We start from the raw sequence: 17,914 nt of genomic DNA, 5'->3' as shown, positions 1-17,914 counted from the left end.
GAGGGGGGTTCGCATGGTGACCCTCACACTCCACGAGGCGCGGATCGACATGAAACGGCCGTTCCGGCATGCGCGGAAGGCTCGCCAGGAGACAGCGTCCGTCCTGGTTGCCGCAGAGCACGGTGGGGAGACCGGCTGGGGGGAGGCAGCACCTCGAGAGTACGTTACCGGGGAGTCGGTCGCCTCTGTCCTTGCCGCCTTGCGCCGCAGGGAACTGCCCGCCGGTATAGCCGAACTGGCCGGGGCACCGCTCGAGGAGGCCCTCGCCGGCTTGGCCGCACTTCAGCTGCCCGGACTTCTCGGGGAGCGAGGCCGGCCCGCCCCGGCCGCAGCGGCTGCCCTCGAGACGGCGCTGTTCGACCTGGTGTGCCGTCTACACGGGGTGGACGGTCTGCGGGCCCTGCGTCTGGCCGGTTACGGAGACGTCCTGGCCGCCGAACCGGCCCCGATGCCGGTAGCGACTGTCCTGGACCTGGGCGGTGATCCGGTGGCCCGCCTCGCCGCGCTGCCCAGTCCCGTACGAAAGGCGATCCCGCACGTCAAACTGAAGGCTGGCCACGAGGTGGCCCCGGTGGCCGACCTCGTGGCGCGGCTCGGCGCTCTGGTGCCCGACGCCACCGTGTCAGTGGACGCCAATGGTGCCTGGCACGCCGAGGACGTTCTCGCACAGGCTCCGCGCCTGCTGGCAGCGGGAGTCTCCTGGCTGGAAGAACCCCTGGCCCCGCGGAGCTGGGCGGACTTGGCGCGGCTGCGCCAATCCGGACTGAGGGTGATGCTTGACGAGTCCTTCTCCTCGGCCCGCGACCTCGCCGACTGCACTGCCCACCAGGCGGCTGACCTGATCAACCTGCGCGTCTCCAAATGCGGCGGCCCTCTGCGGCTGCTGGCGCTCGCCCGCGCCGCGAGCGCTGCGGGCGTCGGCGTCCAACTCGGTGTCCAAGTCGGCGAGGTCGGGCCGTTGTGGGCCACGGGCCGCCTCATAGGCACGGCCCTGCGGGGGACGGTCGCAGTGGAGGCAGGTCGGCAGGACGAGTGGTTCCCCACCCACCCCCCGCTCACCGACCCCGCCTACCAGGTGGACCGCACCGCCTCCCGGGCCCCCGCCCTGTCCGGCCCCGGCATCGGACTGCGCCCCACTCGGGCACTGCTGGACCTCTGCGCCCTCACGTACGCGGAAGGACAGCGGTGAGAACGGACCCGAGCAGCCCACCCCCGACGCGTCGCGCCTGGGTCACGGGGGGCGCCTCCGGTATCGGTGCCGAGGTTGCCCGCCGTCTCTCCGACCAGGGCGTCGACGTCGTCATCGTTGATCGGGACCACGCTGCCCTGGATGCTGTCCAGCGCCTCGTGCCCCGGGCACGCCCGCTCCACCTGGATGTCACCGACACCCAGGCCGTCATGGCATGCGTCGAGGCAGCCGGCCAGGACGCGCTCCCCGACATCCTCATCAACGGCGTCGGCGGCGACACCCGCCGCATCCCCTACGAGGACCTTCGCGAAGCCGACCTCACCGACGCCATCGCCCATAACCTTCTCGCCTGCTTCACCCTGACCCGGCTGTGCGGGCCTGTCATGCGCGAGCGCGGCTGGGGACGGATCGTCAATCTCGCCTCCATCGCCGGTCGTACGTACTCGATCTTCAGCAACGCCGCCTATGTCGCGGCCAAGGCGGCTGTCCTCGGCTACACCAAGCAGTGCGCCTACGAACTCGCCGCGCACGGCGTGACGGCGAACGCCGTAGCCCACGGCCCCATCGGCACCGAGCGCCTCGTCGCGGCCTGGCAGGACCTGTCGGCGGACAGGAAGGCCGAAGTCCAGGGCCGCCTTCCCATGGGGCGGTACGGAACGGTCGACGAGGCGGCCGCCGCCATCGTCCATCTCTGTGGCGAGGACGCCGGGTACACGACCGGCGCGCTCGTCGACGTCAACGGAGGGCTCCACATCGCATGAACGATCACGCAAACCGCGCGCCCGGTGGCGAACTCAAGGACGCCGTCGTCATGGTCACCGGCGCCGGCAGCGGCATCGGCCGTGCCACGGTGGCCGCCCTCGCCCGCGCCGGTGCTCTCGTCGTCGCTGCCGGACGGCGCGAACGGCCTCTGCGGGAAACCCTGGACTTGGCCGCGCTCGGCCGCGCCCGCGGCCTGGCGGTGACCTGCGACATCACACGTGAGGAGAGTGTCTCCGCTGCAGTTGATACGGCCGTCTCGGAGTTCGGACGTCTGGACTCGGCCGTGAACACGGCTGGTACGTTCGGCCCAACTGGGCTCCTGCCAGTGTCGCTACAGGAGGACGCCGCCTCGGTCATGACCACCAATCTCATGGGCATGTGGCTGTGCCTGAAGCATCAGTCGCGCGCGATGATTGAGACGGGCGGAGGCGCGATCGTCACGACCGGTTCCGTGGCCTCCTTCCTCGGACACTCGGGCAGCCCCATGTACGCAGCGACCAAGCACGGTGTCGTGGGCCTGACCAAGGCCGCCGCGCTCCAGCTCGCCCCGCACGGGATAAGAGTGAACGCGGTCTGCCCCGGCTCCACCGACACCCCCATGCTGCGTGAGCTGTACCCGGCGGAGGGGCAGTTGACGGCAAGGGCCCGGCGCGCGCCCCTCGGCCGGCTTGGCGCCCCGGAGGAAGTCGCCGCGGCAGCTGTGTGGTTGGCGAGCCCGGCATCCAGTTACGTGACCGGCCAGGCACTCGCCGTCGACGGGGGCGTAACCGCTGGGTCCGCCGCTCCCACCAGAACCACCAAGTAACGACGTTCGTCGAGGCTAGAGGCAAGGAAGAGAAGACAATGGGGTCAACGCTTTACAACAAGGTATTCGATCTGCATACGGTGCGTGACTACGGAGACGGCCGGGCACAGCTCTTCGTCGGTCTCCACCTCGTGCACGAGGCGACCAGCCCGCAGGCTTTCGCCATGCTGAGGGAACGCGGCCTGAGTGTCGCTATGCGCGAGCGCAACGTCGCCACCGCCGACCACGTCATTCCCACCGACACCATCGCCCGTCCTTTCCTCGACCAGCTGGGCGAGGACATGCTGGCGCAGCTGGAGACCAACACGCAGGACTTCGGGCTGCGGTTCTTCTCACCGACTGGCGGCGAGTACGGCATCGTGCACGTCATCGGCCCGGAGCAGGGGCTCACCCAGCCGGGCATGACCATCGCCTGCGGTGACTCCCACACCTCCACCCACGGTGCTTTCGGCGCGGTCGCCCTCGGAATCGGCACCTCGCAGGTCCGCGATGTGCTGGCCACCCAGACCGTGACCATGAACCGGCTCAAGGTGCGCCGCATCCAGATTGACGGTGAACTCGCCTCTGGCGTCACGGCCAAGGACGTCATCCTGCACGTGATCCACGAACTCGGTGTTGTCGGAGGCGTCGGCTACGCCTACGAGTTCGCGGGCACGGTCATCGAGAGCATGTCGATGGACGAGCGGATGACGGTCTGCAACATGGCCGTCGAGGGCGGTGCCCGCTGTGGCTACGTCAACCCTGACGAGACGACCTTCGCCTACCTCAAGGGCCGCCCCGCCGCTCCCGCCGGCGAGGCATGGGACCGTGCGGTGGCATGGTGGCGCTCCATCGCCTCCGACGCGGACGCCGCGTACGACGATGTCGTTGTGATGGACGGCGGCGCCATCCGGCCGATGGTGACCTGGGGTATCAACCCCGGCCAGGCCGTCCCGGTGGACGACGAGCTGCCCGACCCGGAGAGCGTCTCGCGGGATGTCGCCGACTCCTACGCCGAGGCTTACGCCTACATGGGGATGAAGCCTGGTACCAAGCTCGGCGACTACCCCATCGACGTTGCCTTCATCGGTTCCTGCACCAACGGGCGGCTCTCCGACTTCGTGGAGGTCTCCGAGGCACTCAAACGCAGTGGCGCCCGGGTCTCGCCCGGTGTGCGCGCTCTCGCGGTGCCCGGTTCCAACGCCGTCCGCGAGGAACTGGTGCGCCTGGGCGTGGACAAGGTGCTGGAGGAGGCCGGCTTCGAGTTCCGCCTCGCGGGCTGTTCGATGTGCCTGGCCATGAACACGGACAAGCTGGTGGGCCGCGAGCTGGCGGCGTCCTCCTCGAACCGGAACTTCAAGGGCCGGCAGGGCTCTCCCACCGGCCGAACGATGATCATGTCCCCGCTGGCGGTGGCCGCCGCCGCCGTCAACGGCTCGGTCTGCGATCCGGCCACCGTTTTCGGCCCCGCCCCCGTCGCCTCTGCCTCCTAAGGAGCTCCCCAGTGACCAGCACTATCGATCAGCGCATCGCCACCGTGTCCGGCACCACGGTAGTCCTCAGCGGTAACGACATCGACACCGACCGGATCATCCCGGCTCGTTTCCTCAAGCACCTCACCTTCGACGCGCTCGGCGAGCACGTATTCGAGGACGACCGCAAGCAGAAGCACGCCAACGGTGAAACTCACCCCTTCGACGTGCCGGAGCGTTCCGGCGCCAACGTCCTGTTGGCGGCCAAGAACTTCGGCTGCGGCTCCTCCCGGGAGCATGCCGCGCAGGCCCTGTACCGGTGGGGCGTGCGGGCCGTCGTGGGCGAGAGCTTCGGCGAGATCTTCCGCGGCAACTGCGGCACGATCGGCCTGCCCTGCGTGACTCTCTCCGGTGAGGACGCGGAGGAAGCCCGGAGCATCGCCCTGGCCGACCCCGAAGCCGTCGCCGACGTCGACCTCGGGCAGGGCGTCCTGAGGATCGGCGGCCGTGAGTACGCGATCGAGATCCAGCCGTCGCTGAGGGACGCCTTCCTGCACGGCACCTGGGACACGCTCACCGAACTGCTCAAGAGCTCCGATCAGGTGGGCACGGTTGTTGCCAAGCTCCCCTATCTGAACGGGTTCTGACCGAATGCCCCCCTTAGGTCCGCCGTCCAGTCACCGCGTCTTCGTGGGCACCGACCGGGTCCTCGGCGAGCTGCTCGACGAGATCGCCGGGCAGCTCGCCGCCCGTGGCCACCGGGTGGTCCGGGCGGCGGACCCGCGTAACGTCGAGGACGGTCCCCTCGACGCCCTGGTCCTCACCTCCCGCACCCCCGTCGGCCCGAGCTTCCTGGACCGGCACCCGGAGCTGCGGGGCGTCGTCTTCGCCTCCAGCGGCGTCAACTCCATCGACGTCACCGACGCTACCCGGCGCGGGGTCGTCGTCGCCAACGGGGCGACTCCGGAGAATTACGGAAGCATGGCCGAAGCCACCATCATGCTCGCCTTGGCCCTCCGGCTCCGCCTGCCCGACCGTCTTGCCGCACTGGCCGAGCGGCGCCCCCGCCCCCGTCCCGCCGAACTCGACAGCCACTCACTGCGCGGCGCCACCCTGGGCCTCATTGGCTTCGGCCGGATCGCCCGTGAGGTGTGCACCCGCCTGGCCGGCTGGGGCACGGGCCCCATCCTCTCCCACACCAGAACCCCGCGCCCCGGCGCCTGGCCCCAGGTGGACTTCTGTTCCCTGGACCGCTGCCTGACGGAAGCGGACATCGTCAGCATCCACCTGCCCCTCAACGACGCCACCCGCGGTTTGATAGGCGCTCCGGAACTGCGCCGCATGCAACGCGGCGCCGTCCTGATCAACACCTCGCGCGGAGGCATCGTCGACGAGGTAGCCCTGTCCGATGCCCTGCATCGGGGGCACATCGCCGGTGCGGCCATCGACACCTTCGCCGTGGAGCCCCTCCCCGCGGACAGCCCCTTGCGCGGCGCCCCCAACGCGATCCTCACCGATCACGTGGTGGGCCACACGGTGGAGATGTACGGCTCGTTGGTGCCCGCGGCCGTCGAGAACGCCGAGTGCATACTGCGCGGAGAACGCCCCCCGTATCTCGTCAACCCGGACGCCCTCTCCTACTCCAAGGAAGGAGTCACATGAGTGGCAGCACCGTGCCGCCGTCCCCCGCGCCGACCCGTCTGCACGAACTCGTCGAGACCGCGGCTGCCCGGCATCCCGATGCCGTTGCTCTGGAAACTCCCGGCGAAGCCCCCCTGAGGTATCGGGAACTGACCAGTGCGGCAGACCGCTTGGCCCACTGCCTCACGGCCAACCATGCTCCGGTCCCGTCCAGGATCGGTCTGATCGGCGCGAAGTGTGTCCGTTCCTACGTGGCATACCTCGCTGTGCTGAAGCTCGGCGCCACGATCGTCCCGATCAGTAACTCCGCCCCCGCCGACCGCATCCGCACGATCGTGGACGCCGCGGACCTGACCCTCGTTCTCACGGACGATCCCACCGGGGCTGCCGCTGCCTTGGCTACGGAGTCGCACTCCCGCGTGGTGCGGATACCCGACCTTGAACCCTCGTCGGCCGATGCCCAGTTCGAGGCTTCGGCCCCCCAGTCGACGGCGTACATCCTCTTCACCTCCGGCAGCACCGGTCGCCCCAAGGGTGTGCCCATCTCGCACGTCAATGCGCTCAGCTTCGTCACCTACAACCTCGCCCGATACGGCGTGGGCCCCGGCGACCGCATGACGCAGAACTTCGACTTCGCTTTCGACGTCTCCGTCTTCGACCTCTTCGTCGCCTGGGGCTCGGGCGCTACCCTGGTCGCGCCGTCCCCCCAGGACCTGATGCACCCGGTTCGCTGGGTCAACTCGTGTTCCCTGACCCACTGGGCCTCGGTACCGTCCGCCATCACCACCGCGCTCGGCCTCAGCGAACTCTCCCCGGGCTGCATGCCGGCCCTGCGCCTGAGCCTCTTCGTCGGTGAACAGCTCACCGTCGAGCAGGCTGAGACCTGGCACGCCGCCACCCCCAACGGCGCTATGGAGAACGTCTACGGACCTACCGAACTAACCGTCTACGTCTCTGCCTATCGGTTGCCCGACCGCACCGATGACTGGCCTGCCGTCTCCAACCGCACCATCCCGATCGGGCCCATCTACCCCCACATGGAGGCCATCGTCGTCACTGACGGGCGCGACACCGACGAGGGTGAACTCTGTGTCCGCGGCCCCCAGCGCTTCCACAGCTATATCGCCCCCGAGGACAACACCGGCCGCTTCTTCGCCACCGACGAAGCCGGTCTCATCCCGGTCGCCGGCCGTGCTCCGGTCCCCTCCGACTGGTACCGCACCGGCGACCTCGTCCGCCGATCCCCTGACGGCACTCTTACTCACCTCGGTCGTCTGGACTCCCAGGTCAAGATTCGTGGTCATCGCGTCGAACTGGGGGAGATCGAGGGGGTATTGCGTTCTCATAGGGGCATCGCGGACGCCGTGGTCATCGCGGTGCCCGGCCAGGTCGGCAGCCTTGATCCAGTGGCCTTCTATACGGGCCAGGAGACCACTTCCCGCGCTCTGCGGAGCCACTTGTCCGCCGTGCTGCCGGCGTACATGATTCCCCGTCGCTTCGTGCATCTGGACACCTTCCCCCTGAACGGAAACGGCAAGACCGACCGCCAGGCCCTGGCCCGGCGGAGCGAACCCACAGGAGGCAGTTCCTCATGACGGCGCTGTTCGAATGCAGCTACGGCGACGAGCGGTACTTTGGCTTCGCCCCGCCGACGGACCGTGCTGGATTGCGTCTGTATCCAGGATCGGGCGACGAACTGGCCGCGCCCATACTGGAATCCGGCGGAGACATCGATGCCCTGACAGCTGGACGAGAGCCGGTGGACGTGCCGGCCGGGGACCGGGACAAGGTGCGCACGCGCGTGCCGCTCTTCCCTGATCACGTGGGTGACGCCCTCGTCAGCGGCTTCATGAAGACCCACAACGTCAAGGTCGACGCGGCGACTCCGGATCAGCCCAACTGGTTCTTCAAGGGCCTGGGCGAAGTGCTGAAGCTTCCGGGCGAGCCGCTTTCCGTGCCCGGCGAGGCGGTTGCCGTGTGCGAGGAGGCAGAGGTCGTCCTCGTCTACGTGGGCGATGCCGAGGACGGCCGGCCCCGCTACGTGGGGTACACGTTCGGTAATGACGTGACGGACATCGGCCGGTTCAAGCGACACAACGGCCACTTGTCGTACGCCAAGCTCTGCGACTCGGCCATCTCACCTGCTCTGCATTTGGGCCCGCCGCCGAGCCTGGTGACAGGTGAGACGGTGATCGAGCGAGGCGGTGCCCTCGTCTGGAAAGGCCCGTTCACCACCGGAACCAGCGCTCTGCACTACGACCTCGACACCATGATGGCGACGCTGTTCGCTCACGAGTCGCTGCACTGGCCCGGGCGCGTGCACTACGTGTACATGGGGGCCGACCGCAGCAGCTTTCATGGCGGGCATGCCATGGCGGACGGCGACCGGGTCACTCTCGACTTCCGGAGTCACGGCATCCAACTCACCAACCCACTCGTGCGGATGCCTGAGCCGCGCCCCGCCGCGTGACGACGCTTCCGCCGGCCCTGCGGGCCTCGCCTCCTGCCCAGCCCGCCCACGACGTGGTCCGGAACCACCACCCCGGACGTTTGCCCCATCGCAGGCCCCTCGATCAACCGCGAGAGAACAACCCTGCGGGCCAATACGCCTAGCACCCGCCGCGCGCAGAACGCGGATGCGCGGAGGCCCGCGTACGCCAGGCACGCCCGGCGCGGACAGCCTCACAGCGCAGATCCGGCCACTCGGCCTGCTGAAGCTCACGGACACAACAAAGGTCCAGGTCATGGGCTAGATGACCTGGACCTTGTCCGAGCCGCCTAAGGGAATCGAACCCTTGACCTACGCATTACGAGTGCGTCGCTCTGGCCGACTGAGCTAAGGCGGCGGGCGCGTGCGTCCTGCGGGGGCGCAGCGCTCGTCAGTCTACACAGGTTTGGGGGGTGCTCCCGAACGCCTTCTGCGGAGGAGGTCGTCGGTTGCCTCGCGCAGGGCGCGGAGGCGTTTGGACCAGCGGGTGCAGTCGGGGCAGGCGTTCAGGTGGGTGAGCAGTTCCTGCTCGGTGACCCCCGGTGGGAGGGGGTCACCTTCGGTGTGCGCCGATATGGCGGTGCGGTAACGGATGCATGGCATGCCGTTATCATTGCAGGTCGTTCAGCAGGTGGTGCCGTCCTCGGGGCTGACGTTTTCCAGGAGGTAGTCGTTGACCGCCGAGTCGACGCACTCGCTCGCGCCGCCGTACGCGCCGTGGCCGTCGCCGTCGTAGGTCAGCAGGATGCCGGTCTCCAGCTGGTCGGCCAGGCCCTCGGCCCAGGCGTAGGGGGTGGCCGGGTCGCGGAGGGTGCCGATGACCAGGATGTCCGTGGCGTCGGCGGCCGGGATGCTGACGGGGGCGCCGGAGGGGTCGACCGGCCAGGCGGCGCACAGCAGCGTGGCCCAGGCGAAGTCGCGGCCGAAGGTGGGCGACGCCTCCTCGTACGCGGCAAGTGCGGAACGGACCGCGTCGGCGTCCTCGTTGCCCGCGGGGCTGTCCAGGCAGCTGATCGCGGGGAACGCGAACATGGTGGTGCCGTACGTGCCGTTGGCCTCGCGCTCGTTGTAGGCGTCGGCCAGGTCGAGCAGGGCCGAGCCATCGCCGTCCTCGATGGCGGTGGCGAGGGCGTCGCGGAGCATGGGCCACAGGTCCTCGGCGTACAGCGCGTAGGAGACGCCGGTGCTCGCGAGGGATTCGGTCAGGGGCCGTTCCTCGTCACCGGTGGGCAGAGGCTCGGCATCGACCTCGGCGAAGAAGTCCAGCAGGGCCTGGGAGGCACCGTCGGCGCCGTCGTTGCCCAGCGCGCAACTGTCGCGCGGGGTGCAGTCCTCGGCGAAGGAGCGGAACGCCGTTTCGAAGCCGCCGGCCTGCTCGCGGTCGGTGTCGAGGGTGGAGAGCCGCGGGTCCATCGCGGCGTCGAGCACGAGCCGCCCGGTGCGCTGGGGGAAGAGGCCGGCGTACGTGGCCCCGAGCTTGGTGCCGTAGGAGAAGCCGACGTAGTGCAGCTTCTCGTCGCCCAGCGCGGCGCGCAGGACGTCCATGTCGCGTGCGGACTCGATGGTCGAGATGTGCTCCAGCAGCGCGCCGGACCGCTCCTGGCAGCCCTGGGCGAAGTCGTCGTAGGCCGCGAGCAGTTCGTCGACCTCAGCCTCGGAGTCGGGGGTGCGGTCGGTCAGCGTGTAGTCGTCCATGGCATCGCCGGTCAGGCACTCGACGGGCTCGCTCTGGCCGGTGCCGCGGGCGTCGAGGCCGACCATGTCGTAACGGGCGCGGACCTCGGGCGGGTAGAGGTAGGTCGCCGCGTCCTGCGCGAAGTCGACGGCGGAGGCGCCAGGGCCGCCCGGGTTCATCAGGAGGGCACCGATCCGCTCCCCGGACTCGGTGGCGCGGGCCCGGGTGACGGTGAGCTGGATGTCCTGGGCCGGGTCGACGTTCTCGTAGTCCAGCGGAACGGCGAGGGTGGCGCACTGGAAACCGACCGCACCACACGAACTCCAGGTCAGCTCCTGCTCGTAGTAGGGCTGGAGCTCGGCCGGGATCTCCTCGGGCAGCGGCTCGAGAACGGGCGCGTCCGGTGCTGGAGAGGAGGCGTCGCTCTCCGGGTCGGACGGCGAACGCTCGTCGGGGCTGTCCTCCGACGAACAGGCGGTCAGGAGCAGGGTGGTCGCCGTGAGAACGGCGAGGGCGATGCGGCCTGTGGTGCGCATGGGTCCCCCGAGACTGTGCGGTGCCGTGTGGTCCTGTGGAGCGTAGCCTCTCAGCGCAGGGCCATGGTCATCGCCTCCACGGCCAGCAGGGGGGCGACATTGCGGTCGAGCGCGCGGCGGCAGTCGAGGATCGCCTCCATGCGGCGCAGGGTCTGCTCGGGCCCGGTCGCGACGGCGACCCGCTCGACGGCCTCGGCGCTCTCGCCCCCGGCGAGGGCCACCGATGAGCCGAACTGCCGGGCCAGCACGTCCCGGTAGAAGCCTGCGAGGTCGGTGAGGGCCAGGTCGAGGGCGTCCCGCTGGGTGCGGGTGGCGCGCCGCTTCTGGCGGTCCTCCAGCTCTTTCATCGCCCCCGCGGTGCCGCGCGGCAGCCGCTTGCCCTCGGCGGCGCCGAGGGCGGCGCGCAGCTCCTCCGTCTCCTTCTCGTCCAGCTCCTCGGCGAGCTGCTTGGCGTCGGCCGCGGCGGCGTCGACCAGCTCCTGGGCGGCGCGCAGGCAGCCGCCGACGTCCGTCAGCCGCTCGGGGAGCTTCAGCACAGCGGCGCGGCGGCCGCGGGCCTCCGCGTCGGTGGCCAGCCGCCTGGCGCGGCCGATGTGGCCCTGCGTGGCGTGCGCGGCGGCGCGGGCGACGTCGGGCTCGATGCCGTCCCTGCGTACCAGGACGTCGGCGACGGCGGCGACCGGCGGGGTGCGCAGCGCGAGGTGGCGGCAGCGGGATCGGATGGTGGGCAGCGCGTCCTCGCCCGAGGGCGCGCAGAGCAGCCAGACGGTGCGGGGTGCGGGCTCCTCGACGGCTTTGAGCAGCACGTTCCCCGCGCCTTCGGTGAGGCGGTCGGCGTCTTCGAGCACGATCACCTGCCAGCGGCCGCCGGCCGGGGACAGCTGGGCCCGGCGCACCAGGTCGCGCGTCTCCTTGACGCCGATGGTGAGCAGGTCGGTGCGGATGACGTCGACGTCGGCGTGGGTGCCGACGAGCGTCGTGTGGCAGCCGTCGCAGAAGCCGCAGCCGGGCCGGCCGCCCAGGGCGAGGTCGGGGCTGGTGCACTGGAGCGCCGCCGCGAACGCGCGGGCCGCGGTGGCTCTGCCGGAGCCGGGCGGGCCGGTGAACAGCCAGGCGTGCGTCATCGCCGAGCCGGACAGGTCGGGCTCGGCGCCGCTGTCCACGGCCGTCACGTACGCGTGGGCGTCGCGCGCGGCGGCGGCGAGCTGCTCCGTCACCCGGTCCTGGCCGACCAGGTCTTCCCAGACCGTCATGCCCCCGCTCCTTCCAGCCGGTCCCGCGCGGCGACGCCGCGGCCGCGCGGCAAGGCAACACCACGTCCGTCCGGCAGCGCCGGGCCGGCCGTTGCCATTCTGCGGCACGCCACTGACAACGACCGACCTGCGAGGGCGGAACGGCCCGCGGGAACGCCGTTCAGCGCCGCCGGCCCTGCCCGCCGTCCTCGCCCTCGTCCCCGTCGGCGTCCCGGCGCGGGCCGAGCAGCTCGTCCGCGAGCGTCGGCACGTCGTCGAGCGGCGTCTCCTCCGCCCACTGCGGGCGGGCCCTGCGTCCTTCGGCCGCCGGGTCCTCCCGGCCGGGCTGCGGCAGCTGGCGGGTGTCCTCCGAGGTCTCGGGGCCCTCGCCGCGGGGAATGATCGCGGTCTGCTCGTTGTCCGGGTTGTTCACGGGCAGCGGCACCTGCACCGTGTCGGTGTTGTCGGCCGCGGCGAGGCGCGCCTGCTCGGCGCGCAGCAGCGCCTCCTCGGCCTTGCGCTGCTTCTCGCGGCGCCGCTCCTCGGCCTGGGCGCGCAGCCGCGCCTCCTCCTCGGCCTCGCGGCGGAGACGTTCTTCCTCCTCGCGGCGCAGCCGCTCCTCGGCCTCGCGGCGGCGGCGCTCCTCCTCGGCGGCCCTGCGGGCCTCCTCGGCGCGGCGCCTGGCCTCTTCGGCCTGGCGTGCTTCCTCGGCCCTGCGGCGTTCTTCCTCCTCGCGCCGCTTGCGCTCCTCTTCCTCGGCGCGCAGGCGCGCAAGCTCCGCCTGACGCTCGCGCTCCAGGCGCTCTTCTTCCTCCTTGCGCCTGCGCTCCTCCTCCGCACGCCGGCGTGCCTCCTCCTCGGCGCGCTTCCGTGCCTCCTCCTGGGCGCGGATCTCGGCCTCGGACAACGGCAGCATCTGGTCGAGCCGGTGCCTGGCGGCGGTGGTGACGGACTCCGGGTCCTGGCCCGCGTCGACGACGAGGTAACGGGCCGGGTCGGCGGCGGCCAGCGCCAGGAACCCGGCGCGGACCCGCTGGTGGAACTCGTTCGGCTCGGACTCCAGGCGGTCGGGCGCCTCGGTGAACCGTTCACGCGCCGTCTCGGGCGAGACGTCGAGCAGCACGGTCAGGTGCGGCACGAGCCCGCCGGTCGCCCAGCGCGAGATGCGCGCGACCTCGGTCGCGGACAGGTCCCGGCCCGCGCCCTGGTAGGCGACGGACGAGTCGGTGTAACGGTCGGAGATGACGATGGCGCCGCGTTCGAGCGCGGGGCGGATGACCGACGCGACGTGCTCGGCCCGGTCCGCCGCGTAGAGCAGCGCCTCGGCCTGGTGCGAGACCCCGCCGGATGCGACGTCGAGCAGGATCGTCCGCAGCCGCTGGCCGACGGGCGTCGCGCCCGGCTCGCGCGTGACGACGACCTCGTGGCCCTTGCCGCGTACCCACTCGGCCAGCGCCTCGACCTGGGTCGACTTCCCCGCGCCGTCGCCGCCCTCGACGGCGATGAAGAACCCGGACCCGGTCGCGACCGGGTCGGGCTCGCCGCCGCCGCGCACCGCCTCCACCAGGTCCCGCCGCAGCGGCACGCCGCGCCGGTCGTCGGTGCGGCCGAGCACGACGGCGGCGACGGGCAGCAGCAGCACGCCGACGATCATGAGCGTGAACGCCGCGCCGCCGTGGTCGATGACGAAGTCGCCACGCTCCACGCGGTGCGGGCCGATGAGCGCCGCGGTCAGCGGCGCGGCCATCGCCATGAGCGCGACGGCGACGCGCACGACCGCGTGCAGGTGCCGGGTCAGCCGCGGCCTGCGGAACTCCTCGGCCTCCTGGTCGAGCAGAACGTGCCCGGTGTGCGCGGCGATACCGGCCGCGATGCCCGTGGCCGCCGCGGTGAACAGCACGGTCGCCGGATCGGAGATCAGCCCGGTGCCGAACAGGCCGAGGCCCGTCAGCGCGAGCGTCAGCGCGAACAGCCGCCGCCGCGACAGCGCGGGCAGCACCGCGGGCGCGAGGCGGATGCCCCCCGCCACGCCGCCGGTCAGCGCCAGCACCAGCAGACCGTAGGCAACCGGCCCGCCGCCCAGGCCCGCGACGTGCAGCACGCCGAGGGCGACCGCGGCGACAATGGCCGCGGCGACCGCGGCGCAGCCGAGGACGAGCACCGGGATCGCGCCGGTGCGCCCCTTGTCAGGAGCGGTGCCCGCGGACGGGCGGCGCAGACCTTCCAGCGGGGACACGGGACGCCGCGGCTCGCCGCCGGGCAGCCGCAGGAAGTACAGAACGGAGATGGCGGCGGCGAAGAACCCGGCCGCCACGTAGGAGGCCATCGCCGCCTGGTGGTCGGAGAACCAGTCGAGCCTGGTCGCCAGCACATTGCTGATCAGCGAGGCGGCGACGAGCGCGGCGGCCGCCACCGGCACCGCGATGTACCCGCTGCGCAGCCAGAGCCGGCGCAGCGCGTCGTGGTGGTCGGGCAGGGGGCGCACGGCGGCGCCCTCCGGCGGCGGGGCGGGCAGCAGCGCCGGTGCGACGCCGTCGCGGCCGACGGTCCACACCCGTTCGGCCAGACCGGTGACGAAGATGGTGAGCAGGATGTAGACGTAGGCGCTGTCGGGCACCCAGTCGATCCACAGTGGCGCGACGATCAGCAGCGCGGCCCTGAGGCCGTCGGTGCCGATCATGGTCCAGCGGCGGTCGAGCGGGCCCGAGGGCGCCAGGAGCCCGGCCACGGGGCCGAGCAGCAGCACGCCGCCCAGCAGGGTGGCCAGCAGGCGCACGGCGAGGGCAACGGTGACGGCCAGGGCGACGCCGCGGTACTCGCCGCCGAAGACGGGCTCGCCGCCGACGGGGACGTGGAGGGCCGCCTGCACCGAGAGCAGGACCAGGACCAGCAGCGCGAGGGCGTCACCGATGCGGCCGGTGAACTGCGCTTCCCACAGCCGCCGCAGCTCGGGTACCTGCAACAGTGCGCGCCTGGCACGCTCGCGGGAATCCGCGGCGAGCGCCTCGTCGGTGGCGCCGCGGGCGGGGTCGACAACCTCTGGTTGCTCTGCTCGCGTCATTCGGCCAGCGTAACCGCCACCCCTGCGGGCGGCGCCACCCGCCCGAACATTTGCGCGGGGAACGGGCGGTGCCGCCGCGGGGGGTTACTCGCCCTCCGCCGCCGCCGACTTCCTGGCCGCGGTTTTCTTCGCACTGGTCTTCGCGGTGGTGCTCTTCTTCGCCGACGTCTTCTTTGCAGTCGCCGCAGGAGCCGCAGAAGCCGCAGAAGCCGAAGTCGCCGACGCCTTCTTGGCCGTCTTCTTCGCGGCCGTCTTCTTGGCCGGTGCCTTCTTCGCGGCCGTCTTCTTGGCGGTGGCCTTCTTCGCGGTCTTCTTGGCCGGGCCCTTCGCCCGCTTCTCCGCCAGCAACTCGTACCCGCGCTCCGCCGTGATCGTCTCCGGGTCGTCGTCGCGGCGCAGCGTCGCGTTCGTCTCCCCGTCCGTGACGTACGGGCCGAACCGGCCGTCCTTGACCACCACGGGACGCTTCGTGACCGGGTCCTCGCCCAGCTCCTTCAACGGCGGCTTGGCGGCGGCGCGCCCGCGCTGCTTGGGCTGGGCGTAGATGGCCAGCGCCTCGTCGAGCGTGATGGTGAAGATCTGATCCTCGCTGGTCAGCGAGCGCGAGTCGGTCCCCTTCCGCAAGTACGGGCCGTAACGCCCGTTCTGCGCGGTGATCTCCTGGTCCGACTCGGGGTCGGTGCCGACCACGCGCGGCAGCGACAGCAGCCGCAGGGCGTCGCCCAGGGTCACGCCGTCCAGGGACATCGACTTGAGCAGCGACGCGGTGCGCGGCTTGACCGCGTTCTTCCCGGTCGTCGGCGTGCCCTCGGGCAGCACCTCGGTGACGTACGGCCCGTACCGCCCGTCGCGCGCGACGATCTGACGGCCCGTCTCCGGATCGGTGCCCAGCTCGAAGTCGCCGCTCGGCTTGGCGAGCAGCTCCTTCGCCAGGTCGGTCGTCAGCTCGTCCGGCGGCAGGTCGTCCGGCACATCCGCGCGCTTGGCCGATGCGTCCGGCCCCGCGTCCGGCTCGGGCGGCGCCTCGACGTACGGGCCGTAGCGGCCGACGCGCAGCACGATGCCGTCGCCGACGGGGAACGACGAGATCTCGCGCGCGTCGATCGCACCCAGGTCCGTGACCAGCTCCTTCAGCCCGCCGAGGTGATCCCCGTCGCCGTTCCCCGCGTCGGCCGCGGCGCCCGCGCCCGGGGCGGCACCGCCGTCCGCGCCGAAGTAGAAGCGGCGCAGCCACGGCACCGCCTCCGCGTCGCCGGTGGCGATGCGGTCGAGGTCGTCCTCCATGCGGGCGGTGAAGTCGTAGTCCACCAGCCGGCCGAAGTGCTGCTCCAGAAGATTGACCACGGCGAAGGAGAGAAAGGACGGGACCAGTGCCGTGCCCTTTTTGAACACGTAACGGCGGTCCAGGATCGTTCCGATGATCGCCGCGTAGGTGGAGGGGCGGCCGATCTCTCGTTCCTCAAGCTCCTTGACCAGCGAGGCCTCGGTGTAGCGGGCCGGGGGCTTGGTCGCGTGGCCGTCCGCGGCGATGCCGCGCGCGGTGAGCGGGTCGCCCTCGGTCACCTGCGGCAGCCGCCGTTCGCGGTCGTCGAGGTCGGCGCCCGGGTCGTCGGCACCCTCCACGTATGCCTTGAGGAAGCCGTGGAACGTGATGACCTTGCCGGTCGCGCTGAACTCGCAGTCCCGTCCGTCCGCGCTGGTACCGGCGACGCGGACGGCGACCGACTGGCCGACGGCGTCCTTCATCTGCGAGGCAACGGTCCGCTTCCAGATCAGCTCATACAGCCGGTACTGATCGCCCGTCAAACCCGTCTCGGCGGGCGTGCGGAAGCGGTCACCGGAGGGGCGGATCGCCTCGTGCGCCTCCTGCGCGTTCTTCACCTTGCTCGCGTACACGCGGGGCCGGTCCGGCAGGTAGTCCGCGCCGTAGAGCTGGGCGACCTGGGTGCGCGCGGCGGCCACCGCGGTGTCCGACAGGGTGGCGGAGTCGGTCCGCATGTAGGTGATGAAGCCGTTCTCGTACAGCCGCTGCGCGACCTGCATGGTGGCCTTCGCCCCCATGCCCAGCTTGCGCGACGCCTCCTGCTGGAGTGTGGTGGTGCGGAAGGGCGCGTACGGGGAACGACGGTAGGGCTTGGACTCGACCGAACGGACGGCGAAGGCCGTGTCCGCCAGTGCGGCGGCGAGCGCCCGGGCGTTCTCCTCGGTGAGGTGCTGCACCTGCGCCGGGTTCTTCAACTGCCCGTCGGGCCCGAAGTCGCGCCCCTGGGCGACGCGGCGGCCGTCCACACTGGTCAGCCGGGCGTCGAACGTGCCCTCCGCGGGCACGGTGGCGAACGTGCCGACGAGGTCCCAGTACTCCGCGGACCGGAACGCGATGCGCTCCCGCTCCCGTTCCACGACCAGCCGGGTGGCGACGGACTGCACCCGGCCGGCGGACAGCCGGGGCATGACCTTCTTCCACAGCACGGGTGAGACCTCGTAGCCGTAGAGCCGGTCGAGGATGCGGCGGGTCTCCTGGGCCTCGACGAGCAGCTGGTTCAGCTCGCGCGGATTGTCGACCGCGGCGCGGATCGCGTCGCGGGTGATCTCGTGGAAGACCATGCGGCGCACGGGGACCTTGGGCTTCAGCACCTCCTTCAGGTGCCAGGCGATGGCCTCGCCCTCGCGGTCCTCGTCCGTGGCGAGATAGAGCTCGTCGGAGTCGGCGAGCAGCGCTTTGAGCTTCCGGACCTGATCCTTTTTGTCGCTGTTGACGACGTAAAGCGGCTCGAAGTCCGCCTCGACGTTGACGCCGAGCCGTGCCCAGGGCTGGCCCTTGTACTCGGCGGGCACCTCGGCCGCGCCGCTCGGCAGGTCGCGGATGTGCCCGACACTGGCCTCGACCACATAGCCGGGGCCGAGGTAGCCCTTGATCGTCTTCGCCTTGACGGACGACTCGACGATGACTAGTCGGCGGCGTCCGCCGTTCGCGGTCTCGCTGGTCGGGGACAACTTTTCGCTCTTCTCTCCAGCCCGGGGGAAAGTACTGACGATGCGGAGTGTGACGGTACATCCCTGCTGCGTGTCAAATG

At 71.1% G+C, this 17,914-nt stretch carries 12 protein-coding genes and 1 tRNA gene; 8 read left to right on the top strand and 5 right to left on the bottom strand.

From position 1 onward, the window contains the following. Positions 1-13 precede the first annotated feature (13 nt). Genes RM779_RS22875 through RM779_RS22840 form a run of 8 tightly spaced genes read left to right on the top strand, consistent with a single transcriptional unit; the run spans position 14 to position 8,318 of the window. Positions 14-1,189, top strand: a complete 1,176-nt coding sequence (locus RM779_RS22875) for an enolase C-terminal domain-like protein (protein ID WP_311619621.1) — start codon at positions 14-16, stop codon at positions 1,187-1,189. Continuing rightward, on the top strand, positions 1,186-1,950 hold the full coding sequence (locus RM779_RS22870) for an SDR family NAD(P)-dependent oxidoreductase (protein WP_311619620.1): 765 nt from the start codon (positions 1,186-1,188) through the stop codon (positions 1,948-1,950). Before RM779_RS22875 ends, RM779_RS22870 begins: the two co-directional genes overlap by 4 nt. Beyond that, on the top strand, positions 1,947-2,756 hold the full coding sequence (locus tag RM779_RS22865; protein ID WP_311619619.1) for an SDR family NAD(P)-dependent oxidoreductase: 810 nt from the start codon (positions 1,947-1,949) through the stop codon (positions 2,754-2,756). Before RM779_RS22870 ends, RM779_RS22865 begins: the two co-directional genes overlap by 4 nt. A 38-nt stretch (positions 2,757-2,794) precedes the next feature. Then, positions 2,795-4,228 carry a 3-isopropylmalate dehydratase large subunit gene (leuC, locus tag RM779_RS22860; RefSeq protein ID WP_311619618.1) on the top strand — a complete coding sequence of 478 codons (1,434 nt, stop codon included), beginning with the start codon at positions 2,795-2,797 and terminating at the stop codon, positions 4,226-4,228. Positions 4,229-4,239: 11 nt separating this feature from the next. Next, positions 4,240-4,854 carry a 3-isopropylmalate dehydratase small subunit gene (locus RM779_RS22855; protein ID WP_311619617.1) on the top strand — a complete coding sequence of 205 codons (615 nt, stop codon included), beginning with the start codon at positions 4,240-4,242 and terminating at the stop codon, positions 4,852-4,854. 43 nt (positions 4,855-4,897) lie between these two features. Further along, on the top strand, positions 4,898-5,869 hold the full coding sequence (locus tag RM779_RS22850; protein ID WP_311619616.1) for an NAD(P)-dependent oxidoreductase: 972 nt from the start codon (positions 4,898-4,900) through the stop codon (positions 5,867-5,869). Continuing rightward, positions 5,866-7,443 (top strand): amino acid adenylation domain-containing protein, encoded by a 1,578-nt coding sequence (locus RM779_RS22845; RefSeq protein WP_311619615.1) that lies wholly within the window; start codon positions 5,866-5,868, stop codon positions 7,441-7,443. The genes RM779_RS22850 and RM779_RS22845 overlap by 4 nt, the downstream gene beginning before the upstream one ends. After that, positions 7,440-8,318, top strand: a complete 879-nt coding sequence (locus RM779_RS22840) for an FAH family protein (protein WP_311619614.1) — start codon at positions 7,440-7,442, stop codon at positions 8,316-8,318. Before RM779_RS22845 ends, RM779_RS22840 begins: the two co-directional genes overlap by 4 nt. 302 nt (positions 8,319-8,620) lie before the next feature. Here the strand turns inward: RM779_RS22840 and RM779_RS22835 are convergent. From RM779_RS22835 to topA, 5 genes are all read right to left on the bottom strand, one after another. Beyond that, positions 8,621-8,694 (bottom strand) — tRNA-Thr (locus RM779_RS22835). A gap of 266 nt (positions 8,695-8,960) precedes the next feature. Continuing rightward, positions 8,961-10,547 (bottom strand): alpha/beta hydrolase, encoded by a 1,587-nt coding sequence (locus RM779_RS22830; RefSeq protein WP_311619613.1) that lies wholly within the window; start codon positions 10,545-10,547, stop codon positions 8,961-8,963. 50 nt (positions 10,548-10,597) lie between these two features. After that, on the bottom strand, positions 10,598-11,800 hold the full coding sequence (locus tag RM779_RS22825; protein ID WP_311619612.1) for a DNA polymerase III subunit delta': 1,203 nt from the start codon (positions 11,798-11,800) through the stop codon (positions 10,598-10,600). Between the two features lie 160 nt (positions 11,801-11,960). After that, positions 11,961-14,840 (bottom strand): dTMP kinase, encoded by a 2,880-nt coding sequence (gene tmk / locus RM779_RS22820; protein ID WP_311619611.1) that lies wholly within the window; start codon positions 14,838-14,840, stop codon positions 11,961-11,963. A gap of 84 nt (positions 14,841-14,924) precedes the next feature. Further along, positions 14,925-17,834, bottom strand: a complete 2,910-nt coding sequence (gene topA / locus RM779_RS22815) for a type I DNA topoisomerase (protein WP_311619610.1) — start codon at positions 17,832-17,834, stop codon at positions 14,925-14,927. Between the last annotated feature and the right edge of the window lie 80 nt (positions 17,835-17,914).

This window comes from Streptomyces johnsoniae (genome assembly GCF_031845565.1).
In the GTDB taxonomy this organism is placed as follows: Bacteria; Actinomycetota; Actinomycetes; order Streptomycetales; family Streptomycetaceae; genus Streptomyces; species Streptomyces johnsoniae.
Note: the sequence above shows the minus strand (reverse complement) of the source record. Positions and strands in the feature narration are given on the sequence as shown.